Origin of the sequence: Enterobacter sp. 120016 (assembly GCF_018383635.1) — a bacterium.
Classification (GTDB): Bacteria; Pseudomonadota; Gammaproteobacteria; order Enterobacterales; family Enterobacteriaceae; genus Enterobacter; species Enterobacter asburiae_D.
Map to the genome: position 1 here is coordinate 113,086 of NZ_JAHAWC010000003.1, position 21,048 is coordinate 134,133.

Here is a 21,048-nt window from a genome sequence, read left to right on the forward strand (position 1 = left end):
CTCTAAGGAGACAGACCATGTTCGGATTTCCCCACTGGCAGTTGAAATCGACCTCCACAGACGCAGGCGTGGTCGCGCCGGATGAACGTCTCCCGCTCGGGCAGACGATGGTGATGGGCGTTCAGCACGCGGTCGCCATGTTTGGCGCCACGGTGCTGATGCCAATGCTGATGGGACTCGATCCCAACCTCTCCATTCTGATGTCGGGGATCGGCACGCTGCTGTTCTTTTTCGTCACCGGCGGGCGCGTGCCCAGCTATCTCGGATCCAGCGCCGCCTTTGTCGGAGTGGTCATCGCCACCACCGGGTTTAACGGCCAGGGGATCAACCCCAACCTGAGCGTGGCCCTCGGCGGCATCATCGCCTGCGGTCTGGTGTACACCCTGATTGGTCTGGTGGTGATGAAAATCGGCACGCGCTGGATAGAGCGAATGATGCCCCCGGTCGTGACGGGCGCCGTGGTGATGGCGATTGGCCTGAACCTCGCCCCGATTGCGGTCAGGAGCGTCTCCGCCTCGCCGTTTGAAAGCTGGATGGCAGTGATCACCGTGCTGTGCATCGGCCTGGTGGCGGTGTTCACGCGGGGCATGATCCAGCGGCTGCTGATCCTGGTCGGGCTGATTGTCGCCTGTCTGGTCTACGCCCTGCTGGCCAACGTTTTCGGTCTGGGCAAGCCGGTTGATTTTACCCTGCTGCATCAGGCCGCCTGGTTCGGCCTGCCGAAGGTCACCTCGCCCACCTTTAACGCTCAGGCGATGATGCTTATCGCACCGGTGGCGGTGATCCTGGTGGCGGAAAACCTGGGCCACCTGAAGGCGGTGGCGGGGATGACCGGGCGCAGCATGGATCCGTACATGGGCCGCGCGTTCGTCGGTGACGGGCTGGCGACCATGCTTTCCGGCTCCGTGGGCGGCAGCGGCGTCACCACCTATGCCGAAAATATTGGCGTGATGGCGGTGACCAAGGTCTACTCGACGCTGGTCTTCGTGGCGGCGGCGGTGATGGCGATGCTGCTCGGCTTCTCGCCGAAGTTCGGCGCGCTGATCCACACCATTCCGTCACCGGTCATCGGTGGGGCATCGATTGTGGTGTTTGGGCTGATCGCCGTGGCCGGGGCGCGCATCTGGGTGCAGCATCGGGTCGATCTCAGCCAGAACGGCAACCTGATTATGGTGGCGGTCACGCTGGTGCTGGGCGCGGGCGATTTTGCCCTGACGCTGGGCGGGTTTACGATTGGCGGGATTGGCACGGCGACCTTCGGCGCGATCCTGCTTAACGCCCTGCTGAGCAGCCGAATGGCCGCCGCGCCGCAGGGCGCCGTCGTGCATCAGGATTCCTGATTTAACGCCGCGCTGTCATTTTCTGGCAGCGTGTTTTTCTTCCGTTTGAGCTTTAACTCGCTCACCAGCACCCCGGCAACAATAAATGCCGCGCCCACCAGGGCCAGCAGCGGCAGACGCTCCCCGGCCAGTCGCCCGAAAATGCCCGCCCAGACCGGTTCACCGGTATAAATCACCGTCGCGCGGGTTGGCGATACGCTGCGCTGCGCCCAGTTCATGGTGACCTGAATAATGGCGCTGAAGATACCCAGCCCCAGTGCGACCACCACCAGACCGGTGGACATCGGCGGTACGGACTCGCCTGCCGGCACCATCGTCGCAAACGCCACCAGCGACGCGGTGGCAAGCTGCACCACCGTCACCCGCTTGACGTCGACCTTGCCCGCCCAGGCGCTAATCAGAATAATTTCCGCCGCAATGGCAATCGCCCCAATCAGGGTGATGATTTCGCCCGGCCCCAGCGCCAGCAGGTTATTTTCCGGCCCGGCCAGCAGGATCAGGCCGATAAACGCCAGCACGATGCCAATGCAGGACATCAGGCCCGGAATTCTGCCGAGACAGAGCCACTGCAATAGCGGCACCAGCGGTACGTACATCGCAGTGATAAACGCGGATTTGCTGCTGGAAATGGTCTGCAATCCCCACGTCTGCAGGCTGTAGCCCATCGCAATAGCTACGCCAATCGCTACCCCAGCCTTCAGCTCTTTGAGCGTTAACCCGCGCAGGGTTTTCAGGGAGATGAGCGCTACGGCAAGCGCCGCCGTCGCGAAGCGCAGGCCAACAAAAAAGAATGGATCGCTGAGGGTCACCGCGTACTGAACGGCCAGGAACGTCCCGCCCCAGAACATGGTGATGAGAATGAGGATGGCTTCCTGCGGTTTTATGGAGAATTTGAAGCGTGAGACAGACATGCGGCACTCGCGGTTAAGATCAATTCCCTAGTGTGCGTTGCCTTTGGTTACAGTTCAATGTTGCAGAAATAAAAAAACCGCCGGGAGATCCCGGCGGCAGGGTTCAACCCGGCGTGTTACTTACTGCTGCTGCCGTGGCTGTTTTTGCCCCCTTTCTTGCCAGCTTCAGATGCGCGTTGCGGGTCATTCTTGAAGTTGCCCCCGCTATGCTGGCCACCTTTACGGCCTGCTTCTGATGCTCTTTCACGGTCTTCTGCGAAATTACCTGAACCACCACGATGGTTTGCCATCTCTAACCTCCAGAATGTGAAACATTAGACATCATATTGCATTCAGTAAAAGAGGAATCTTTCACCTCGCAACACAAGGACAGTGCCTTTATCTGTGCCGCGTGAAACTAAGCTTAGTGGAATGCCGCTATCCGGCAAGCCGCAGGTAATATTCTGCAACATGAACTCAGCCTTTCGGGTGAGATGACGCGACGGGGATGCATAAGCCTTTCTTATCATTTCAAAAATCCATCGCCTAAAAGTTGTTTCATTTTGCTACAAAGCCCTCTTGTCATCATATTGTTATAAATCAAAGAAATGCCGTTCATTTTTGCAGTCTGGCTGTGATGGCATATCTTTAAAAGAACGCAGCGATCCGCTGTCAGAAAAACCAACGAGGAGTGATGCAAAATGGCAAAAGTTCTGGTGCTCTATTATTCCATGTATGGACACATTGAAACCATGGCTCACGCGGTAGCAGAAGGTGCAAACAGGGTTGATGGCGTTGAGGTTGTGGTGAAACGCGTACCGGAAACCATGCAGGCGGAAGCCTTCCTGAAAGCCGGGGGGAAAACACAAAACGCCCCGGTCGCCACCCCGCAGGAGCTGGCGGATTATGATGCCATTATCTTCGGCACCCCGACCCGCTTCGGCAATATGTCGGGCCAGATGCGCACCTTCCTCGATCAAACCGGCGGGCTTTGGGCATCCGGGGCGCTCTACGGCAAACTCGCCAGCGTATTCAGCTCTACCGGGACCGGCGGCGGTCAGGAGCAGACGATTACCTCAACCTGGACTACCCTTGCTCATCACGGGATGGTGATTGTGCCGATTGGCTACGGCGCGCAGGAGCTGTTTGACGTTTCCCAGGTGCGCGGCGGTACGCCGTACGGCGCAACCACCATTGCCGGTGGGGATGGCTCACGTCAGCCAAGCAATGAAGAACTGGCTATCGCCCGCTATCAGGGTGAATACGTCGCGGGTCTGGCCAAAAAACTGAACGGCTAACACCCAACAGGAGGACAAGCATGCCAACTCAAGAATCCAAAGCTCACCACGTGGGCGAATGGGCAAGTTTACGCAACACCTCTCCGGAGATTGCCGAAGCTATCTTTGAAGTCGCAAAATACGACGAGAAGCTGGCCGAGCAGATTTGGGAGGAAGGTAACGATGAGGTGCTGGTGCGCGCCTTCGAAAAAACGGATAAAGACTCGCTCTTCTGGGGCGAGCAAACCATCGAACGTAAAAACGTCTAAGCGTTTCCCCCCGCCGCAGCGGGGGGTTCTCCTTTACTTCGCCGCGTTATTCATGACCGCATTGAATTTATCGACAGGACAGAAGCCGTTCGCATCCACCGGGCAGCCTTTCAGCTCCAGCGTCACGCGCTGCGCAGGGGACTGCAGCGACAGCACGCTGGCGTTACGCAGCTGCTCTGCGCTCTGGTAGACATACTCAATTTTCATCAGCTCCTGGTTGGCGTTTTTGTCATGCCAGCGCTGGAAGACAATTTTGCCGCCAATCGGGGTGCGCTCCTGCTGGTCGTGCAGCTGATACGGTTTGAAATCCAGGGCAGTCAGCAGGGAAGCAATGTTCGAGTCATGCCCCACCAACAGGGTGATTTTCGGCGCTTTCGCCTGTTCGGTGACCAGGGTTTTATCGATATATTTCACCAGCGGCTTCGCCACGTTTTGCGCCACCTCGGTAGAGGTAAACAGCGAGTCCTGATAGCCGTTCTTCAGCTTCGACAGCACGCGCCACTGCTGGTCGGTTTTGATTTCGCCCCAGGCCACCTGGTCGGCCGGGAAGCCTTCGTAATACTGCAGCGTAAACGCGTCCACCAGCGAGTTGCCCACCTTCAGCGGCCCGGATACGCCAGGCTCTTTTTCATAGTCGGCGCTGAAGGAATCTTTCGCGTCTGCCAGCGAGCAGACCTTTTTCTCCTTGCAGGACGGGGAATCCGCGTAGTTCGTCAGCTGCTCCAGCAGCTTATAGCTTTCACCAAGCTGCATTTTCTGCCGCTCGGACTCCATCGCCTTGAGCGCTTTTTCGCGGAATTCCGGCGAGTTATCGGTAATCACCGGATTGAAGGTCGGATCCATGGTGCCCATTTTTTCCTGATGGTGCACGGGAACGTCGCAGCCCGGGAACGCGCCGATGATAAAGAACTGCGCGGTGGCAACGGTACGCTGCAGGCTGTTAGCGTAAGCGTAAACGCTATCCGCCGCTGGACACTCTCCCGTCTTCACCATCCCCTGCTGCGCCAGCCACTCTCGCATGTAATGGCCCATATAGACTTCCAGCACGCCACCCTTGGTAGTGAGCTGACCGCCCGGCACCTCCCACTCCGGCCACTGCTTCGGCGTGGACTGCTCCAGCACGCTGCCGTTATTGGCCAGCGGCGCGCGCAGGTTATGGCGACTCATGATTAAAACTTGCTCCAGCTGATACCCTTCCGGCGTCTCTTGCGCCTGCACGCCAAACGTTGCTGAAATGGAACCGGCGACTGCCAGCGCGAGTAGTGCTTTTCTCATCCCTAATTCCTCACTCGTTTTAAAATGTCGCGCTCAGTGTGACAGATTGGTGACAATTTTCCGGGAAGCATTTCTCAAACTGATGATTAACGTGCTTACGGTGCGTGCCAATTAGTTTTATAATAAAACCACACCCTACCGGAGAATTGACCGTGAAACGTACCCGCCTCGAAGAGAGCACCTGCCCCGTCGCCCGTTCGCTGGATATCATCGGCGACTGGTGGTCGCTGCTGATCGTACGCGACGCGCTGCGCGGGGTTAAACGCTTCGGCGAGTTCCAGAAAAGCCTCGGCATCGCGAAAAACATGCTGACCACGCGGCTCAAGCTGCTGGTCGACGAAGGCATTCTCCGGCTTCAGCCCGCGTCCGACGGCAGCGCCTGGCAGGAGTATGTCCTGACCGAGAAAGGGCGCGCCCTGCAAACGGTGCTGGTTGCATTGTCCCAGTGGGGCAATGAATTTTTGTTTGCTGAAAACGAATGCGGCACCGTGCTGGTCGATGCTGAACAGCGCAAACCCCTGCGCAAGCTGGCGCTTATCGCCGACGATGGGCGCGAACTGACGCCTGAAGAGATCGTGGCTAAACTCCCCTCCTGATCGTTCCCGACGGCAAAAGCACAAAACGATCGCCAAAATGGTTGCATTATAAAACCAAATAGCCGAGAGTTAATTCAGTTTCATCTTGAAACCAAACAACCCACTTTGCCTTGAGGTAACACACGATGACTACGCAAATCACCACCGCCCTGATTACGGGCGCCTCTTCCGGGATCGGTGCCGTCTATGCCGATCGTCTTGCCGCGCGCGGTGCCAACCTGGTGCTGGTTGCCCGCCGCGAGGATCGCCTGAAAACCCTCGCTGCAGACCTGCGCGCGCGCTATGGCGTAGCCGTCGATATTCTGGTCGCCGATCTTACCGATGAAGCCGGGATCCGCGCCGTGGAAGAGGAGCTGCGCAGCAATACCGCCATTGATACGCTCGTTAACAACGCGGGCACCGCGCAGATGGCACCGTTCCTTGCGGGCGAGGTGGCGCAGCATCAGGCCATTAACACCCTGAACACCACGGCGCTGATGCGTCTGACCTACGCCATCCTGCCCCGCCTGGCGCAGAACAATCGCGGCACGCTGATCAATATCGCGTCCGTGCTGGCCCTGCACGTACGGGCGGGCAGCGCGCTCTACAGCGCCACCAAGGCGTGGGTACTGAGCTTTACCCGTGGGTTACAGGAAGATTTTGCCGACAGCAGCGTGCGCATTCAGGCCGTACTGCCCGCCGCCACGGCGACAGAAATCTGGAGCCATTCAGGCGTCACGGTGAACGATCTGCCGGAAGGATCGGTAATGACCACCGACGATATGGTGGATGCCTCGCTGGCGGGTCTGGATCAGGGTGAACCGATCACCATCCCGCCGATGCATGACGCAGGCCTGTGGGACCGCTACGAAGCGGCGCGCCTTGAGCTGTTCAACAGCGCGCGCACCGGCATTCCGGCACCGCGCTACGTAAAACAGTAGCCTAACGCTCAAGCTGGTCGCCGTACTCGCTCATCCAGGCGGCCAGCGGCGAGAGCGCGTCCTGCAGGGTTAACCCCAGCCCGGTGATCTGATACTCCACGCGCGGCGGGATCTCCGGGTAGACCGTCCGCGTCACCAGCCCGCGCTGCTCGAACAGCCTAAGCTGCTTCGTCAGCTCTTTCTGCGTGATGGGGGCAGCGGCACGCAGCAGATCGCCAAAGCGTACGGGCGTGTTGAACACAATCAGGCGGTAGAGAATGGGGATTGCCCACTTACCGGATATCAGGTTGACAAACTGCGTCATCGGGCAGGTATACGCCTCAGATTTTTTTTCGCAGCACACCTCCAGCCTTTCTGCCATAGCACACCTCTTGCCTCGTTAGTATCCATTTGGTACCTGGTTTCCTTTCGATACTAACGTTTCTATAGTGCTTTCTCCAGTGACATTTCAGGAGAAGAACATGGGTCGTTTAACAGATAAATATACGCTGATCACCGGCGGCACCAGCGGCATCGGTCTTGCCACCGCGCAGGCGTTTATCGCCGAAGGCGCGCACGTCGCCGTGACCGGACGTAACCCGGAAACGCTCGCCGAAGCAAAACGTATTCTGGGCGATAAGGCCTGGGTGATCCCGACCGATGCGGGAGATATCTCGTCGCAAAAAGCGCTGGCGGACACCCTCGCCGCCCGCTGGCCGCGCCTGGACGCGGTGTTTCTCAACGCGGGCGACGTGACGCACGCGCCGCTGGAAGCCTGGCAGGAGGATGCCTGGGACCGCCTGATGGGCATCAACCTGAAGGGACCGTTCTTTTTAATTCAGGCGCTGCTGCCGCTGCTGAATAACCCATCGTCGGTGATCCTCTGCGGCTCCGTAAGCGCACGCATCGGCCTGCCCACCAGCAGCGCGTATGCCGCAAGCAAGGCCGCCCTGCTGTCGCTGGCGCGCACGCTGTCGGCGGAGCTGCTGCCGCGCGGGATCCGCGTCAACGGTCTGAGCCCCGGCCCGGTAGAAACCCCGGCGTTTACGAAGACGGGCCTAAGCGATGAGGCGCTTAACGCAATGATGGCAGAGGTCATTAAGCTGGTGCCGCTCGGCAGAATGGGCTCGACGACGGAGCTGGCAAAAGCCGCGCTCTATCTGGCGTCCGACGAGTCGAGCTACACAGTGGGAACGGAGCTGCTGGTCGACGGCGGAATGGGGAGTTTGTAACTCAAAAGGCGCTGATGCCGGTGACGATGCCGACATACAGCGCCGCCCATACGCAGGCGGAAATCAGGCTGACGGCGTAGACCTTTGCTGCATTCAGCCTGAGCATCCCCGCCGCCAGCGGGACGATGTAGCGCAACACCGCCAGAAAGCGCGACGTAAACAGCACGACGACACCGTTCTTTTGCAGCTGATGCTGTACCCGCAAAAACTTATCGGCATGCTTTGAGGTAAAACGCGTGACCAGCCGGGTGTGCCCCATCAGCTGGCCAATATGGTAGTTCAGCACCGAACCCGCCGCTGCTCCCATTACCACGGCGAGCCACGCCAGCGAAGGAGGCATGCTCGCCTGGCTGACGGTTATGCCCGCCAGCAGCATCACCGAGGCGGGCGGCAGCACGGAGGAGATCAGCACCGTCGATTTACTCAGCGCCATCATAAATAACAGCGCGAAAAGATGTGCCGGATACAGCGCAAAATGATTCAGCAGATTATCAAACCACGCCATTTTCCTCTCCTCCGTTGATTATATAATCCTCCATTAGAAATGAATTACCTTAAATAAACCCTCAACGCTTTATTAATAAGATTCTCCTAAACCGTTCTTAAACATTATTTAATTTCCCGAGCGGCAATATCAAATAAGCGTATTATTTCTCACGTTTTACAACGATCTCGTTATGGCGAGGCTCCTGTACAAATACACGTTATCGCTCTGGTAGGTTCGAGAGAACCGGCACAGGGTAAAACAGGCACTGTCGAATCAAGGCTTTGTCAGTATAACTTCCCTCACGGGATACGGTGTACAGTGCTGAACCCAGGACGTGGGGATCTCCTCTTCGACATGCCCTGTCTTGCTCGCCCCTGAGAGATGTTATTATTCAAAGGGAATTCACTATGTCTTACGCTATTCACAACCAAAACCTGGCATTCAATGACAGCGCGATCGCGCAATATATGAATACCGACTTTATTGTCCTCGATATTTCATTATGCGTGGCGCTGGCGCGCGAGCAATTCTTCGAAAAATTAAAAGACGACGATATTCCGTCTCATATTTTTATTGAAGACAATGGCCGCCTGGCGGGTATGATTGCCGTGCGTAAATTGCTGCAGACCCCCGACACGGTACAGCCGGTGAAATCGCTGATGATTTCGCAGTTTTTGCAGGTAAAACCGGAGGATGAACGTGCTGACGTTGCCGGGCTGCTGGCGCACGGCGGCGCGGACGTGGTGCCCGTGGTCACCCACGGCAAGCTGGTCGGCTGCCTGACCGAGCGCGAAATCGCCCATCTGCTGGAAGATGACGTCACCGAAGATGCTCAGCTTCAGGGGGCGACGCTGCCGCTGGAGAAGCCCTATCTGGACACTAGCCCGTACAGCCTGTGGAAGAAACGCTCCGTCTGGCTGCTGCTGCTGTTTGTCGCGGAGGCCTATACCAGCTCGGTGATCCAGCATTTTGAAGAGGCGCTGGAGTCCGCCATCGCGCTGGCGTTCTTTATTCCGCTGCTGATCGGCACGGGCGGCAACAGCGGGACGCAGATCACTTCCACGCTGGTGCGCGCCATGGCGCTGGGGGAAGTCCGTCTGCGCGACGTTGGCCGCGTGCTGCGTAAAGAGATGACCACCTCGCTGATGATTGCCGCCACGCTCGGTATCGCCGGGTGTATCCGCGCCTGGATGATGGGGATTGGGCTGGAAATCACGCTTATCGTCAGCCTGACGCTGGTGTGCATTACGCTGTGGAGTGCGATTGTGTCATCCGTCATCCCGATGGTGCTCAAGCGCTGCGGCATTGACCCGGCGGTCGTCTCCGCGCCGTTTATCGCGACGCTTATCGACGGCACCGGGCTGATTATCTACTTTAAGATCGCGCAATATACGCTGGGGCTGGAGTAACGCTGACCTTGCCGGGTGGCGCTACGCTTACCCGGCCTACCATTTAACACGGGCCACCGTCGGCCAGCGCTCTCACCGCCCGCCCAAACGCCTCAATCGCCAGGGCAACATCCTCAGCCATCACCGATTCCGCCGGATGGTGGCTGACGCCCCCCTTGCAGCGCACAAACAGCATGCCGACCGGCCAGCGTTCTGCCAGCGCGATGGTGTCATGCCCGGCACCGCTCGGCAGCGATAATGAGCGCCCCTGCACCGATTCAACGGCCTGTCCCAGCAGATCCTGCAAGCGCGCATCGCACGGCGTGGCGGCGATACGGTAAAACTCCTCGGCGCTGAAGCTCAGCCCGCGACGAGCGGCAATGGCCTGCGCCTGCGCCAGCAGTTCCGCGAGCAGCGCGTCAAGCGGGCCGTCCTGCGGGCCGCGAATATCCAGAGAGAGCGCAACCTCGCCCGGAATAACGTTGACCGCGCCGGGCAGGCAGCGCAGCTCCCCGACCGTCGCCACCCGATTACCGCCCTGCTGTCGGGTGGTGTTTTCGATCAGCACCATCCATTCGGCGGCGGCGGCCAGGGCATCCTTACGGTGATTCATCGGCACAGTTCCCGCGTGTCCGGCCTCCCCGGTGAAGCGGCAGTTGAGGCGGCGCGCGCCGTTAATGGCTTCCACCACGCCCAGCGCCAGACCTTCCTGCTCCAGACACGGCCCCTGTTCGATGTGCAGCTCCAGACAGGCGCTGAAATCGTCCTGATGGCGCGCCGCAAGCGCCACGCGGGCGGGGTCGAGCCCCGCCTGCACCATCGCCTGCGCTACGCTGATGCCGCTGGCATCGCAGGTCTCCAGCCAGCCCTGCGGCCAGGTGCCCGTGATGCCCCGGCTGCCTAGCAGGGTGATGCCAAAACGGGTCCCCTCTTCGTCGCCAAACCCGACAATCTCGATGGCCTGCGCCAGATGCACACCCTGCTGGTGCAGGCTGTCCACCACCTCAATGGCGGTGAGCACCCCGAGCATGCCGTCGTAGCGCCCGGCGTTGCGTACGGTGTCCAGATGCGAGCCGAGCAGCACCGCCTGCGCCCCTTCCTGCGCGCCCTCATAGCGTCCACAGATATTGCCCACGCTGTCCTGCCAGACGGTCATTCCCGCCTGGCGCATCCACTCTCCGACCAGCTGGTTGGCCTGCAGATGCTGGGTGGAAAGATAGACCCTGGTCAGCGCATCCGGGGTTTCGCTGATGACGGCCAGCGCGTCGGCGCGCGCCATCACCCGTTCTGCCGCCGGGCTCATTGCGGCGTCTCGCGGCGATAGTGGTCCCACGCGGCCTGCATGGCGGCACCCTGCGTGGTGGTGAATTTCAGGTAGTTCAGCACCGACTCCAGCGCGCTCAGGGTGGTCATCACGCAGTCTTTGCGCGCGTTGTAGCCCATGGTGCCAATGCGCCACACTTTGCCGTGCAGCGGGCCAAACGAGGTGCCGATTTCAATCCCGAAATCCTCCAGCATCAGCTTACGCACCTGGTCGCCGTTGACGCCCTGCGGAATGACCACGCCCAGCACGTTGTTCATCTTGTGCTTCAGATCGCCGAAGGTCTCCAGCCCCATCGCCTGAATGCCCTTCAGCAGCGCATCGCCGTGCAGCTTATGGCGGGCGATGCCGTTATCCAGCCCTTCCTGCAGGATCAGCCGCGCGCATTCGCGAGCGCCAAACAGCGCGGTGGTCGCTTCGGTGTGGTGGTTCAGCCGCTCCGGTCCCCAGTAGTCCATCACCATGCCGAGATCGAAGTAGTTGGAGTAGATCATCTCCTCGTCGCCGTCGCGGTGGGCGTCGGTGCGAATGCCCTCCTCAACGCATTTGCGGCGGCGGATCTCCTCCTCCATGCGCGCGCTCAGGGTGATCGGCGACGTGCCCGACGGGCCGCCGAGGCATTTCTGCATCCCGGCCGAGACGGCATCCAGCCCCCAGGCGTCGGTCTCCAGCGCGTTGCCGCCGAGCGACGCGGTGGCATCGGTGTAAAACAGCACGTTGTAGCGGCGGCAGATGGCACCCAGCTCGGCGAGCGGCTGCAGCATGGTGGTGGAGGTGTCGCCCTGCACGGTCAGCAGCAGGCGCGGGCGAATACGCTTAATCGCATCCTCGACCTGGTCCGGGGTAAACACCTCGCCCCACGGCACCTCAATGGTATGCACCTCCGCGCGGCAGCGGCGGGCAATTTCGCACAGCAAATGACCAAAGCGGCCAAAGACCGGCACCAGCACCTTATCTCCCGGGCGAATGGCGGAGACCAGAATGGCTTCAATTCCCGCGCGGGAGGTGCCGTCCACCAGCATCGTCCAGCGGTTCTCGGTGCGGAACACGCCGCGATAGAGCGCCATCACCTCGTTCATGTAGTGGGTCATGGCCGGATCGTACTGGCCGATCAGCTGGCTCGACATGGCGCGCAGCACGCGCGGGTCGGCGTTGATCGGGCCCGGCCCCATCAGCAGGCGCTGGGGCGGGTTGATTTGCGGAAAGCGTGCGATATCCATTTTTCAGTCCTTATCAGTTGAGGCCGCGCACGGAGGAGATGAACTGCTTCAGTTCCGTGGTCTGCGGGTTGGCGAACAGCGTTTTGCTGTCGCCCTGCTCCCAGACTTTCCCCTGGTGCATAAACACCACGCGGTCGCCCACTTCGCGGGCAAAATTCATTTCATGGGTAACCAGTATGAGCGTCATCCCCTCGGCCGCCAACTGCTCCAGCACCTTGAGCACTTCGCCCACCAGCTCCGGGTCGAGCGCGGAGGTGATCTCGTCACAGAGTAAAACTTTAGGCGACATGGCCAGCGCCCGGGCAATGGCCACGCGCTGCTGCTGGCCGCCGGAGAGGCTCGACGGGTAGTAATCCAGACGATCGCCTAAGCCCACTTTCTCCAGCATCTGCTGCGCCAGCGCCCGGCATTCGGCGGCGCTTTTCTTCAGCACCCGACGCGGGGCGAGCATTACGTTTTCCAGCGCCGTCATGTGCGGGAACAGGTTGAAGCTCTGGAACACCATCCCGACCGAGCGGCTGATTTCACGCGCCTGAGAATCCCGGTCGGTAATGGTCATGCCGCCCAGCTTGATGCTGCCGTCCTGATAGCCTTCCAGTCCGTTGATGCAGCGCAGCAGCGTGCTTTTGCCCGATCCGCTGCGCCCGATGATGGAGATCACCTGGCCCATGTCGATATCCAGATCGACGCCCTTGAGCACGTGGTTATCGCCGTAGTACTTCTGCACCTGATTAATGGTGATGAGAGGCATTGAATTTCGTCTCCAGATAGCGGCTGTAGCGCGACAGCGGATAACACAGAATAAAGTAGCCGAGCGCCACCAGCGCAAAGACCTTAAACGGCTGATACGTCACGTTGGTCAGCATGGTCCCGGCCTTGGTCAGCTCGATAAAGCCGATAATCGACGCCAGCGCGGTGCCCTTGATCACCTGCACGGCAAAGCCGACCGTCGGGGCGATGCCGATGCGCAGCGCCTGCGGGGCGACGACGCGAAACAGGGTCTGGCCAAAGGTCAGCCCCAGGCAGCGCGAGGCTTCCCACTGCCCTTTCGGCAGCGCGCGAATGCTACCGAACCAGATGTCGAGCAGAAACGCGCTGGTGTAGAAGGTGAGCGCCAGCGACGCGGCGGTCCACGGCGAGACGTCGATGCCGAATAGCGCCACGCCGAAGAAGGCCAGGAACAGCTGCATAAGCAGCGGCGTGCCCTGAAACAGCTCAATATAGCCGCGGATGATGCGCTTCACCGTGCGCCCGCCGGTGAGGCGCAGCAGCAGGAGCGGCAGCGTCACCGCCGCCCCGCCAACAAACGCCACCAGCGACAGCAGCACCGTCCAGCGTCCGGCCAGCAGCAGGTTGCGAATAATGTCCCAGTCGGTAAAGGTGGTCATCATGCCTGCACCCCCAGCCATTTCCGTCCTGCCGCCATCATCAGCTGGCGCAGGGTAATCGACAGCGCTAAGTAAATGCCAGTTGTCACCAGATAGACCTCAAAGCTCAGAAACGTCCTGGACTGGATCAGGTTGGCGGCGAAGGTCAGCTCTTCATACGAGACCTGCGACACCACCGACGAGCCGAGCATCACAATAATGCACTGGCTAACCAGCGCCGGGTAAATGCGCTGCAGCGCGGGCGGCAGCACCACGCGAATAAAGGTCTGCAGGCGGGTCAGCCCCAGCACGCGTCCGGCTTCCCACTGCCCTTTTGGCGTGACCTGAATGCCCGCGCGGATAATCTCGGTGCTGTAGGCACCGAGGTTCACCACCATGGCCAGCAGCGCCGCTTCCCCCGCCGTCATCTTCAGTCCCAGATTCGGCAGGCCGAATACGATGAAAAACAGCTGCACGACAAACGGCGTGTTGCGGATGATTTCCACGTACGCGCCCCAGATCCGGCTGAACCAGGTGGTGCGTCCGCTGCGGATCGCCGCCCCGAAAATCCCTATCGCCAGCCCGCCGACGGTCGCCATCACCGTCAGCTGAACGGTGACCCACAGCCCCGCCAGCAGCTCCGGCCAGTGCGGCCAGAGCGCGGAGAAATCAAGTTGCTCCGTCATCGGCTCAGGCGCCAAGGTTTGCCGGCAGCGGGGCCTTCAGCCATTGCTCAGACAGGCCGTTCAGCGTGCCGTCCTTGATGCCCTGCTCAATCAGCGCATCCACTTTTGCCTTCAGGGCCGGTTCGTTTTTCTTCAGCCCAATAAAGCACGGCGAATCTTTCAGCATAAAGCTCGGCACGGGGGCTTTATCCGCGTTCTGGCGCGAAATAGCCGCCACCACGAGGTTGCCGGTTGCCACGTACTGCACCTGTCCGGAGAGGTAGGCGGAGAGCGTGGTGTTGTTATCTTCGTAGCGCTTCACGTCCGCGTCTTTCGGCGCCAGGCCGGTCAGCACCATGTCCTCCACCGCTCCGCGCGTCACGCCGATGGTTTTTCCGCTCAGCGCGGCGGCGTCCTTCAGCTCGGCCCCTTTCGGCCCAAACACGCCGAGGAAGAACGGCGCGTAGGCGCGGCTGAAGTCGATCACCTTCTCGCGCTCCGGGTTTTTACCGAGGCTTGAAATGACCAGATCCACCTTATCGGTTTGCAGGTAAGGCACGCGGTTGGCGCTGGTCACCGGCACCAGCTGCAGCTTGAGCTTCATCTGTTTGGCCAGATAGCGCGCCATGTCGATGTCATAGCCCTGCGGCTGCAGATCGGTCCCCACCGAGCCAAACGGCGGGAAGTCCTGCGGAACGGCAATGCGAATGGTGCCGCGCTTCTCGATATCCTGAAGCTGGTCAGCCTTTGCCGGCAGCTGTGTGAAGAGGCATGCGGCCCCGGCCAGTGCAATCAACAATTTTTTCATGGTGCTTCCCCGTAACGTTAACATGAAACAAAAGATTCTTTGAATGTGATTTTGCAACTAATGTGCCAGATAAGGCGAAGCGGGAAATATTCTTGTAACGCCTGATAAAACGCGGACGGGTCGAAAAAACCTGCGTTTTTTCGACCCGCCATATGCACCATTTTAATGCAAAGCACCAGCCTGATGCCCCATTATCGCTGTTCGAGTTCGTCCAGCTGCTGGTAGAGGGAGGCAATGTCGTGAATGCGCGGACGGCCTTTATCGAGAATTTCATGCAGGAAGGCATTCGCCAGCAGGTTGATCAGGCTGTTGACCGAGGAATAGCTGTCATAGGCCGAGACGCTGTCCAGCGGGGCGCAGAGCTGCCAGCTCGCCAGCGGAAACAGGCTGTGCGCCTGCGGCTCGCACATCAGCAGCACCGGAATACCGCTGCTCTGAAGCTGCTGCATCAGCGGGCGGATAATGCGCGGGCGGCGGCGAAAGGCCATCATGACCACCAGATCGTCCGGCGTTAAGTCCACCAGCTCTTCGCCCAAGCTCTGCCCCGGCTGCGGCAGGACCAGCACCTGACCGCGCGCCTGCAGCAGCTGCTGGCGCAGGTGCAGCGCCGCCGGATAGGCGTTACGCATGCCGATAATGACGATGCGCCGCGCCTTCACCATGCAGGCCATGGCGTCGGCAAACTGCTGCGCGTTGAGGGCATTGACCCACTGGGTCAGGTTCGCCATCTCCTGCTTATAGTGGCGCGCCAGCAGCGTGTTCCCCTGCACCGCGTCGCGGTTATCGGTGAGCGGCATCCCGCTCTGGCGCAGGGTGCGCAACTCGTCGCGCATGTCCTTATATTTCTCATAGCCCAGACGCTTAAACAGACGGCTGACCGTGGCTTTCGACACCCCGCTCAGCTGCGCCAACTCGGCGCTGTTGTAGCTAATCAGATCGTCAAAATGATCGAAAATAAAATCCGCCACCCGCTGCTCCTGCGGCGACAGCGACGGGTACTGTGCTTTCAGACGTTCATCCAGTTGTTCCATAGCGCCTCTGTAACTTTTGTTTCATCACATTTTGCCTTTCATTCTACCTTTCATTATACGTGCCAGTTTACTGAAACTTTTCTTTCAGAACTGGAACAGCTTTTGCAGCACCTTGTGACTTTCAGGGTTACGAGGACGCTTCATGCAAAGTAATGTCTCCACGCACGGCATGGCCGTTGCGCCCCACCATCTTGCCAGCCAGAGCGCGCTGGCGGTGCTGCGCGAAGGCGGCAGCGCGATAGAGGCGATGGTCGCCGCGGCGGCCACCATTGCCGTGGTTTATCCGCACATGAACGGGCTGGGCGGCGACGGCTTCTGGCTTATCGTGCCGCCGGACGGCGAACCTGTCGCCATTGACGCCAGCGGCGCGGCGGGATCGCGCGCGACGCTCGCCGCCTACGACGGGCTGGCGCATATCCCCCATCGAGGCCCCCGCGCGGCGCTGACCGTCGCCGGCACGGTGAGCGGCTGGGACGAGGCGCTGAAGGTCTCGCGCGAGATGACCGGCAAGGCGCTGCCGCTGGCCCGCCTGCTGGCCGACGCCATTGACTATGCGCAGAACGGCACCCCGGTCACGGCCTCACAGGCCCATGCCACCGCCAGCAAATTCGACGAGCTGAAATCCATCCCCGGCTTCGCGGAAACCTGGCTGGTGGACGGTAAGCCGCCGCAGGTCGGGAGCCGCTTTTACCAGCCCGCCATGGCCACGACCCTGACGCGCCTGGCGGAAGACGGTCTGGACAGCTTTTACCGCGGCCCGCTGGCGGACGTGCTGGCGCACGGCATGGAGACGCTGGGCCTGCCCGTAACGCTGGCCGATTTACACGCCCACGCTGCCCGGCGCACCGCGCCGCTGAGGCTGCAGCATCAGCAGGGGGAGATCTTTAACCACGCCCCGCCGACGCAGGGGCTGGTCTCGCTGGCGATACTCGGCATCACCGACCGCCTGAACATGGCGGAGGCCGACGACGCCGACACCGTTCACCGCATCGTTGAAGCCACCAAGCTGGCCTTTGGCCTGCGCGACGCCCACATCACCGACCCGCGCGAGCTGAAAACCGATATTCAGGGTCTGCTGGATCACGCCGCTCTGCAGGCGCTTGCCGACAGGGTTGACGACGGCCGCGCCGCGCCGTGGGGCACCGGAAAAGGCCCCGGCGATACGGTGTGGATGGGGGTAATGGACAACAGCGGGCTTGCCGTGTCGTTTATCCAGAGTATCTATCACGAGTTCGGCAGCGGCGTGGTCCTGCCCGACACCGGCATCGTCTGGCAGAACCGGGGCGCATCGTTCAGCCTCGATCCGGCTCATCTTCTGGCCCTCGCGCCGGGCAAGCAGCCTTTCCATACCCTGAACCCGGCGGCGGCGCGCCTCAGGGACGGGCGCGTAATGGTCTACGGCTCCATGGGCGGCGACGGCCAGCCGCAAACCCAGGCCGCGATCTTTACCCGCTACGCGATTCAGGGCGTGCCATTACAGGAAAGCATTTCCCGCCCGCGCTGGCTGCTGGGACGTACCTGGGGACAAACCTCGGACACGTTAAAGCTGGAAGGACGCTTTAGCGCTGAGACGGTCTCGCAGCTCCGCGCGCGGGGACACGAGGTGGAAATATTCCCTGACTTCAGCGAAGCGATGGGCCACGCGGGCGCGATTGTTCGCCACCCCAACGGGCTGTTCGAAGGGGCATTTGACCCGCGCAGCAACGGCGCGGCCGCCGGATTCTGAGGAGAAAAAATGACGACACCACAACCCGACTGGCAGGCGTATCTTGCGCAAATGGAGTCCGTGCTCGGCGTAGAGCTGGACGATGCCCGCCGCGCCGAGCTGCAATTGCAGTTCAGCCGCATTGCCACCCTGGCCGCCCCGCTGATGGCGCTGCCGCTCGACGACCGTCTGGAGATCGCAGGAGTATACAAAGCATGAGGCTACACGAGATGAGTATCAGCGCGATCCAGCATGCGCTGAGCGCAGGCGAGCTGAGCGCTCGCGAGGTTGCCCGCCAGACGCTGGAGGCGATTGCGCGCGTGAACCCGCAGATTAACGCCTGGACCGCCGTGACGGAAGAACGCATGCTCGCCGAAGCCAAGAGCATCGACACCCTTCGCCGCGAGAAGCGCCCCCTGCCGCCGCTGGCGGGCGTGCCCTACGCGGTAAAAAACCTGTTCGACGTTGCCGGCCACACCACCCTTGCCGGGGCCGAGCTGTTCAGCCAGCGCCCCGCCGCCGCCGCTGACAGCTTCGCGGTGCGCCAGCTGCGCAGCGCGGGCGGGCTGCTGACCGGAATGGTGAATATGGACGCCTACGCCTACGGCTTCACAACCGAAAACAGCCACTACGGCACCACGCGTAACCCGCACGATCTAGCGCGCATTGCGGGCGGGTCCTCCGGCGGTTCAGCCGCCGCCGTGGCCGCCGGGCTGGTGCATTTTTCGCTCGGCACCGACACCAACGGCTCGATTCGCGTTCCGGCCTCCCTGTGCGGCATCTACGGCCTGAAGCCCACCTTTGGCCGCCTGTCGCGATCCGGCAGCCATCCGTTCGTCGCGAGCCTGGATCATATCGGCCCCTTTGCCCGCCGCGTGTGCGACCTGGCGTCCGTATACGACGCGCTGCAGGGGCGGGACACCAGCGACGGTTTTCAGGCAGAGAGCTCGCGCGAGCAGACGCGTCCCCTGCTCGACCGGGGGCTTGACGGCCTGCGCTGCGCGGTGCTCGGCGGCTACTTCACCACCTGGTGCGACGCGGATGCCAGAGACGCCGTGGCGCGGGTGGCGAAGGCGCTCGACGTGCAGGATGAGCTGCAGTTCCCGGACGCCGAGCTGGCGCGCTCCGCGGCGTTTATCATCAGCGCCTCCGAAGGGGGAAACCAGTACCTGCCCGCGCTTCGCCGCGAGCCCGAGCGTTTTGAGCCGCATTCCCGCGAACGCCTGCTGGCCGGGGCGATGATACCCTCCGCCTGGTACATTCAGGCCCAGCGGTTTCGCGCGCACGCCCGGCAGGCGTTTAAAACCCTGTTCGCGCAGGCCGACGTGCTGATCGCCCCGGCGACGCCGCGCAGCGCGACGCTCGCGGGTGAGCAGACCATGGAGATTAACGGCCAGCCGCTCCCCGTCCGCGCCAGCATGGGGATGCTGACCCAGCCGATTTCGTTTTTGGGCCTGCCCGTGACCACCGTTCCGCTGCGCACCGCCCAGGGTGCGCCGATTGGCCTGCAGCTGATTGCCGCGCCGTTTAACGAGCAGGCCTGCCTTCGCGTCGCGCGCGTGCTGGAGGAGAGTGGCATCACCGATGCCCGCCCGGCGGAGGTGGCCGCATGATGAATCACGATGACATTAACCTGCCGTGGGTGGTTGCCGAGGTAACCGCCGCGTTTTACCGCTATGAAGACGCGCTGGTCAGCAACAACGTTGCGGTGCTGGACGAGCTGTTCTGGCACGACAAAAACACGGTGCGTCTGGGGGCAGGTGAAAACCTGTACGGGATTGATGAAATCCGCGCCTTTCGCGCGGCGCGCCCGTCCGCCGGTTTACAGCGGACGTTGCGCCACACCGTTATCACCACCTTCGGTGAGGATTATGCCGTATGCAGCACCGAGTTTACCCGGGAGGGCACGGAACGCATTGGCCGCCAGCAGCAGACGTGGGTGCGGTTTGCCTACGGGTGGCGGATCGTGGCGGCGCAGGTGAGTTTGATGGTGTAACGCTGAAAAACCTGCCCGGTGGCGCTGCGCTTACCGGGCCTACAATGTCCCGTATGCCCTGTGGGTTCTGTAGGCCGGGTAAGGCGCAGCCGCCACCCGGCTAAATACGGCACGCTTACTTCTGAAACGGATGCACCTGCCGCCCCGGTCGCCCCAGCAGCAGACGTGGGTGCGGTTTGCCTGCGGGTGGCGGATCGTGGCGGCGCAGGTGAGTTTGATGGTGTAACGCTGAAAAACCTGCCCGGTGGCGCTTACCGGGCCTACAATGTCCCGTATGCCCTGTGGGTTCTGTAGGCCGGGTAAGGCGCAGCCGCCACCCGGCTAAACACGGCACACTTACTTCTGAAACGGATGCTCCTCCCGCCAGTGGTCGGCAATCTGCTGACGGGTACAGACCCACACCCGCTCGTGCTGCTGAATATAATCCAGGAACCGCTGCAGCGCGCGAAAACGCCCCGGCCGCCCCAGCAGGCGGCAGTGCATGCCGATGGACATCATCTTCGGCGCGCATTCCCCCTCTTCGTACAGCACGTCAAAACTGTCCTTCAGGTACGTATAAAACTGCTCGGCGGTGTTAAACCCCTGCGCGGTCGCGAAGCGCATGTCGTTCGCATCCAGCGTATAGGGCACAATCAGGTGTGGTTTTTGGGTGCCGTCGCCGCAGGCCACTTCCGTCCAGAAGGGCAGGTCGTCGCCATAGTAGTCGCTGTCATAGTCGAAGCCGCCGTGCTCCACCACCAGCTGGCGGGTGTTGGGGCTGTCGCGCCCGGTGTACCAGCCCGTCGGCGGCTTGCCGAACAGGTCGGTCAGTACCTGCACCGCCCTGTGCAGATGTTCGCGCTCCTGTTGGATATCCATGTGCTGATAGTGGATCCAGCGCCAGCCGTGGCTCACCACGTCGTAATCCGCCGCCCTGATTGCCTCGACGATCTCCGGGTGACGCGCCAGCGCCATCGCCACGCCAAAGACCGTCAGCGGCAGGCCGCGCTTTTGAAATTCATTGTGGATCCGCCAGAACCCGGCGCGGCTGCCGTATTCGTAGAGGGAGTCCATCGACATGTGTTTATCCGGGTAGCTGGCCGCGCCGATGATGTCCGACAGAAATTGCTCGGATCCGGCATCGCCGTGCAGAACGTGGTTTTCCGCCCCTTCCTCATAATTAAGCACAAACTGCACGGCGACGCGCGCCTGATTCGGCCACCGCGCGTGCGGCGGGTTGCCCGCGTAGCCGCGCAGATCCCGCGGGTAATTCTGTTCAAAAAGCGCCATTACGTCTCCCCTC

The 21,048-nt window shown here is 61.2% G+C and carries 25 protein-coding genes and 1 riboswitch; of the genes, 12 read left to right on the forward strand and 13 right to left on the reverse strand.

The features are described from left to right. Positions 1–17: 17 nt before the first annotated feature. Entirely contained in the window at positions 18–1,340 is a 1,323-nt protein-coding gene (rutG, locus tag KIF87_RS06875) for a pyrimidine utilization transport protein G (RefSeq protein WP_213328293.1), read from the forward strand. Here the strand turns inward: rutG and KIF87_RS06880 are convergent. Both KIF87_RS06880 and KIF87_RS06885 read right to left on the reverse strand, forming a co-directional pair. Continuing rightward, positions 1,328–2,251 (reverse strand): DMT family transporter, encoded by a 924-nt coding sequence (locus tag KIF87_RS06880; protein ID WP_213328294.1) that lies wholly within the window; start codon positions 2,249–2,251, stop codon positions 1,328–1,330. The genes rutG and KIF87_RS06880 overlap by 13 nt on opposite strands. Before the next feature lie 116 nt (positions 2,252–2,367). Next, positions 2,368–2,541, reverse strand: a complete 174-nt coding sequence (locus KIF87_RS06885) for a con-10 family general stress protein (protein WP_024909630.1) — start codon at positions 2,539–2,541, stop codon at positions 2,368–2,370. 390 nt (positions 2,542–2,931) lie between these two features. Between KIF87_RS06885 and wrbA the strand changes: the two genes are divergently transcribed. Next, on the forward strand, positions 2,932–3,528 hold the full coding sequence (gene wrbA, locus KIF87_RS06890) for an NAD(P)H:quinone oxidoreductase (protein WP_198885131.1): 597 nt from the start codon (positions 2,932–2,934) through the stop codon (positions 3,526–3,528). A gap of 20 nt (positions 3,529–3,548) precedes the next feature. Then, positions 3,549–3,776 (forward strand): YccJ family protein, encoded by a 228-nt coding sequence (locus KIF87_RS06895; protein WP_008499832.1) that lies wholly within the window; start codon positions 3,549–3,551, stop codon positions 3,774–3,776. Between the two features lie 33 nt (positions 3,777–3,809). Here KIF87_RS06895 and agp read toward each other — a convergent pair whose 3' ends face one another. Next, a complete protein-coding gene (gene agp, locus KIF87_RS06900; RefSeq protein WP_213328295.1) occupies positions 3,810–5,051 on the reverse strand; it encodes a bifunctional glucose-1-phosphatase/inositol phosphatase in 1,242 nt (413 codons plus the stop codon). Between the two features lie 152 nt (positions 5,052–5,203). Between agp and KIF87_RS06905 the strand changes: the two genes are divergently transcribed. Both KIF87_RS06905 and KIF87_RS06910 read left to right on the forward strand, forming a co-directional pair. Then, complete coding sequence (locus KIF87_RS06905; RefSeq protein ID WP_213328296.1) at positions 5,204–5,647, forward strand: winged helix-turn-helix transcriptional regulator; 444 nt, start codon at positions 5,204–5,206, stop codon at positions 5,645–5,647. Between the two features lie 125 nt (positions 5,648–5,772). Then, positions 5,773–6,567, forward strand: coding sequence for an SDR family NAD(P)-dependent oxidoreductase (locus KIF87_RS06910; RefSeq protein ID WP_213328297.1), 795 nt, complete (start codon positions 5,773–5,775; stop codon positions 6,565–6,567). A 1-nt stretch (position 6,568) separates the two neighbouring features. Here KIF87_RS06910 and KIF87_RS06915 read toward each other — a convergent pair whose 3' ends face one another. Continuing rightward, the gene (locus tag KIF87_RS06915; RefSeq protein ID WP_202774956.1) at positions 6,569–6,928 is read right to left on the reverse strand and encodes a winged helix-turn-helix transcriptional regulator; all 360 of its coding nucleotides are present in this window, start codon (positions 6,926–6,928) and stop codon (positions 6,569–6,571) included. A gap of 100 nt (positions 6,929–7,028) precedes the next feature. Here KIF87_RS06915 and KIF87_RS06920 point away from each other — a divergent pair, with 100 nt between their 5' ends. Beyond that, positions 7,029–7,778, forward strand: coding sequence for an SDR family oxidoreductase (locus KIF87_RS06920; protein ID WP_213328298.1), 750 nt, complete (start codon positions 7,029–7,031; stop codon positions 7,776–7,778). Position 7,779: 1 nt separating this feature from the next. Here KIF87_RS06920 and KIF87_RS06925 read toward each other — a convergent pair whose 3' ends face one another. Further along, entirely contained in the window at positions 7,780–8,283 is a 504-nt protein-coding gene (locus KIF87_RS06925; RefSeq protein ID WP_213328299.1) for a DedA family protein, read from the reverse strand. Positions 8,284–8,442: 159 nt separating this feature from the next. After that, a riboswitch (M-box (ykoK) riboswitch) is annotated at positions 8,443–8,612 on the forward strand. Positions 8,613–8,672: 60 nt separating this feature from the next. On the opposite strand from KIF87_RS06925, the gene KIF87_RS06930 reads away from it, so the two are divergent. Then, a complete protein-coding gene (locus tag KIF87_RS06930; RefSeq protein WP_213328300.1) occupies positions 8,673–9,674 on the forward strand; it encodes a magnesium transporter in 1,002 nt (333 codons plus the stop codon). 43 nt (positions 9,675–9,717) lie between these two features. Here KIF87_RS06930 and hpxK read toward each other — a convergent pair whose 3' ends face one another. The 7 genes from hpxK to hpxU all read right to left on the reverse strand — a co-directional run bounded on the left by hpxK (position 9,718) and on the right by hpxU (position 16,065). Further along, positions 9,718–10,956 (reverse strand): allantoate amidohydrolase, encoded by a 1,239-nt coding sequence (hpxK, locus tag KIF87_RS06935; protein WP_213328301.1) that lies wholly within the window; start codon positions 10,954–10,956, stop codon positions 9,718–9,720. Continuing rightward, positions 10,953–12,194 (reverse strand): pyridoxal-phosphate-dependent aminotransferase family protein, encoded by a 1,242-nt coding sequence (locus tag KIF87_RS06940; RefSeq protein ID WP_213328302.1) that lies wholly within the window; start codon positions 12,192–12,194, stop codon positions 10,953–10,955. Before KIF87_RS06940 ends, hpxK begins: the two co-directional genes overlap by 4 nt. 13 nt (positions 12,195–12,207) lie before the next feature. Then, a complete protein-coding gene (locus KIF87_RS06945; RefSeq protein ID WP_023327069.1) occupies positions 12,208–12,945 on the reverse strand; it encodes an amino acid ABC transporter ATP-binding protein in 738 nt (245 codons plus the stop codon). Continuing rightward, positions 12,926–13,582, reverse strand: coding sequence for an amino acid ABC transporter permease (locus KIF87_RS06950; protein ID WP_213328423.1), 657 nt, complete (start codon positions 13,580–13,582; stop codon positions 12,926–12,928). The genes KIF87_RS06945 and KIF87_RS06950 overlap by 20 nt, the downstream gene beginning before the upstream one ends. After that, positions 13,582–14,247: an amino acid ABC transporter permease gene (locus KIF87_RS06955; RefSeq protein ID WP_029741842.1), complete on the reverse strand. Its 666-nt coding sequence runs from the start codon at positions 14,245–14,247 to the stop codon at positions 13,582–13,584. Before KIF87_RS06955 ends, KIF87_RS06950 begins: the two co-directional genes overlap by 1 nt. A 4-nt stretch (positions 14,248–14,251) precedes the next feature. After that, entirely contained in the window at positions 14,252–15,034 is a 783-nt protein-coding gene (locus KIF87_RS06960) for a transporter substrate-binding domain-containing protein (RefSeq protein WP_023311064.1), read from the reverse strand. Between the two features lie 191 nt (positions 15,035–15,225). Beyond that, the gene (gene hpxU, locus KIF87_RS06965; RefSeq protein WP_213328303.1) at positions 15,226–16,065 is read right to left on the reverse strand and encodes a MurR/RpiR family transcriptional regulator HpxU; all 840 of its coding nucleotides are present in this window, start codon (positions 16,063–16,065) and stop codon (positions 15,226–15,228) included. A 142-nt stretch (positions 16,066–16,207) separates the two neighbouring features. Here hpxU and hpxW point away from each other — a divergent pair, with 142 nt between their 5' ends. From hpxW to KIF87_RS23580, 5 genes are read left to right on the forward strand one after another with little or no spacing between them, the layout of a single operon-like run. Beyond that, entirely contained in the window at positions 16,208–17,791 is a 1,584-nt protein-coding gene (gene hpxW / locus KIF87_RS06970) for an oxamate amidohydrolase (protein ID WP_213328304.1), read from the forward strand. A 9-nt stretch (positions 17,792–17,800) separates the two neighbouring features. Further along, on the forward strand, positions 17,801–17,989 hold the full coding sequence (gene hpxX, locus KIF87_RS06975) for an oxalurate catabolism protein HpxX (protein ID WP_126794766.1): 189 nt from the start codon (positions 17,801–17,803) through the stop codon (positions 17,987–17,989). Then, a complete protein-coding gene (locus KIF87_RS06980; RefSeq protein ID WP_213328305.1) occupies positions 17,986–19,383 on the forward strand; it encodes an AtzE family amidohydrolase in 1,398 nt (465 codons plus the stop codon). Before hpxX ends, KIF87_RS06980 begins: the two co-directional genes overlap by 4 nt. After that, positions 19,380–19,766: an oxalurate catabolism protein HpxZ gene (gene hpxZ, locus KIF87_RS06985; RefSeq protein WP_063143946.1), complete on the forward strand. Its 387-nt coding sequence runs from the start codon at positions 19,380–19,382 to the stop codon at positions 19,764–19,766. Before KIF87_RS06980 ends, hpxZ begins: the two co-directional genes overlap by 4 nt. Positions 19,767–19,826: 60 nt before the next feature. Beyond that, the gene (locus KIF87_RS23580; RefSeq protein WP_502757625.1) at positions 19,827–20,060 is read left to right on the forward strand and encodes a hypothetical protein; all 234 of its coding nucleotides are present in this window, start codon (positions 19,827–19,829) and stop codon (positions 20,058–20,060) included. A gap of 42 nt (positions 20,061–20,102) precedes the next feature. Here the strand turns inward: KIF87_RS23580 and puuE are convergent, their stop codons facing one another. After that, positions 20,103–21,035 carry an allantoinase PuuE gene (puuE, locus tag KIF87_RS06995; protein ID WP_213328306.1) on the reverse strand — a complete coding sequence of 311 codons (933 nt, stop codon included), beginning with the start codon at positions 21,033–21,035 and terminating at the stop codon, positions 20,103–20,105. Positions 21,036–21,048: the final 13 nt, after the last annotated feature.

Excerpts from the sequence above, each read along its gene's own strand:
- hpxX (WP_126794766.1), top strand. The coding sequence starts at position 17,801 with ATGACGACACCACAACCCGACTGGCAGGCGTATCTTGCGCAAATGGAG.
- agp (WP_213328295.1), bottom strand. The coding sequence starts at position 5,051 with ATGAGAAAAGCACTACTCGCGCTGGCAGTCGCCGGTTCCATTTCAGCA.
- KIF87_RS06980 (WP_213328305.1), top strand. The coding sequence starts at position 17,986 with ATGAGGCTACACGAGATGAGTATCAGCGCGATCCAGCATGCGCTGAGC.
- KIF87_RS06930 (WP_213328300.1), top strand. The coding sequence starts at position 8,673 with ATGTCTTACGCTATTCACAACCAAAACCTGGCATTCAATGACAGCGCG.
- wrbA (WP_198885131.1), top strand. The coding sequence starts at position 2,932 with ATGGCAAAAGTTCTGGTGCTCTATTATTCCATGTATGGACACATTGAA.
- KIF87_RS06920 (WP_213328298.1), top strand. The coding sequence starts at position 7,029 with ATGGGTCGTTTAACAGATAAATATACGCTGATCACCGGCGGCACCAGC.
- KIF87_RS06910 (WP_213328297.1), top strand. The coding sequence starts at position 5,773 with ATGACTACGCAAATCACCACCGCCCTGATTACGGGCGCCTCTTCCGGG.
- KIF87_RS06880 (WP_213328294.1), bottom strand. The coding sequence starts at position 2,251 with ATGTCTGTCTCACGCTTCAAATTCTCCATAAAACCGCAGGAAGCCATC.
- KIF87_RS06960 (WP_023311064.1), bottom strand. The coding sequence starts at position 15,034 with ATGAAAAAATTGTTGATTGCACTGGCCGGGGCCGCATGCCTCTTCACA.
- KIF87_RS06945 (WP_023327069.1), bottom strand. The coding sequence starts at position 12,945 with ATGCCTCTCATCACCATTAATCAGGTGCAGAAGTACTACGGCGATAAC.
- hpxU (WP_213328303.1), bottom strand. The coding sequence starts at position 16,065 with ATGGAACAACTGGATGAACGTCTGAAAGCACAGTACCCGTCGCTGTCG.
- KIF87_RS06925 (WP_213328299.1), bottom strand. The coding sequence starts at position 8,283 with ATGGCGTGGTTTGATAATCTGCTGAATCATTTTGCGCTGTATCCGGCA.
- hpxW (WP_213328304.1), top strand. The coding sequence starts at position 16,208 with ATGCAAAGTAATGTCTCCACGCACGGCATGGCCGTTGCGCCCCACCAT.
- puuE (WP_213328306.1), bottom strand. The coding sequence starts at position 21,035 with ATGGCGCTTTTTGAACAGAATTACCCGCGGGATCTGCGCGGCTACGCG.
- KIF87_RS06885 (WP_024909630.1), bottom strand. The coding sequence starts at position 2,541 with ATGGCAAACCATCGTGGTGGTTCAGGTAATTTCGCAGAAGACCGTGAA.
- rutG (WP_213328293.1), top strand. The coding sequence starts at position 18 with ATGTTCGGATTTCCCCACTGGCAGTTGAAATCGACCTCCACAGACGCA.
- KIF87_RS06955 (WP_029741842.1), bottom strand. The coding sequence starts at position 14,247 with ATGACGGAGCAACTTGATTTCTCCGCGCTCTGGCCGCACTGGCCGGAG.
- KIF87_RS06950 (WP_213328423.1), bottom strand. The coding sequence starts at position 13,582 with ATGACCACCTTTACCGACTGGGACATTATTCGCAACCTGCTGCTGGCC.
- KIF87_RS06895 (WP_008499832.1), top strand. The coding sequence starts at position 3,549 with ATGCCAACTCAAGAATCCAAAGCTCACCACGTGGGCGAATGGGCAAGT.
- hpxZ (WP_063143946.1), top strand. The coding sequence starts at position 19,380 with ATGATGAATCACGATGACATTAACCTGCCGTGGGTGGTTGCCGAGGTA.
- KIF87_RS06915 (WP_202774956.1), bottom strand. The coding sequence starts at position 6,928 with ATGGCAGAAAGGCTGGAGGTGTGCTGCGAAAAAAAATCTGAGGCGTAT.
- hpxK (WP_213328301.1), bottom strand. The coding sequence starts at position 10,956 with ATGAGCCCGGCGGCAGAACGGGTGATGGCGCGCGCCGACGCGCTGGCC.
- KIF87_RS06940 (WP_213328302.1), bottom strand. The coding sequence starts at position 12,194 with ATGGATATCGCACGCTTTCCGCAAATCAACCCGCCCCAGCGCCTGCTG.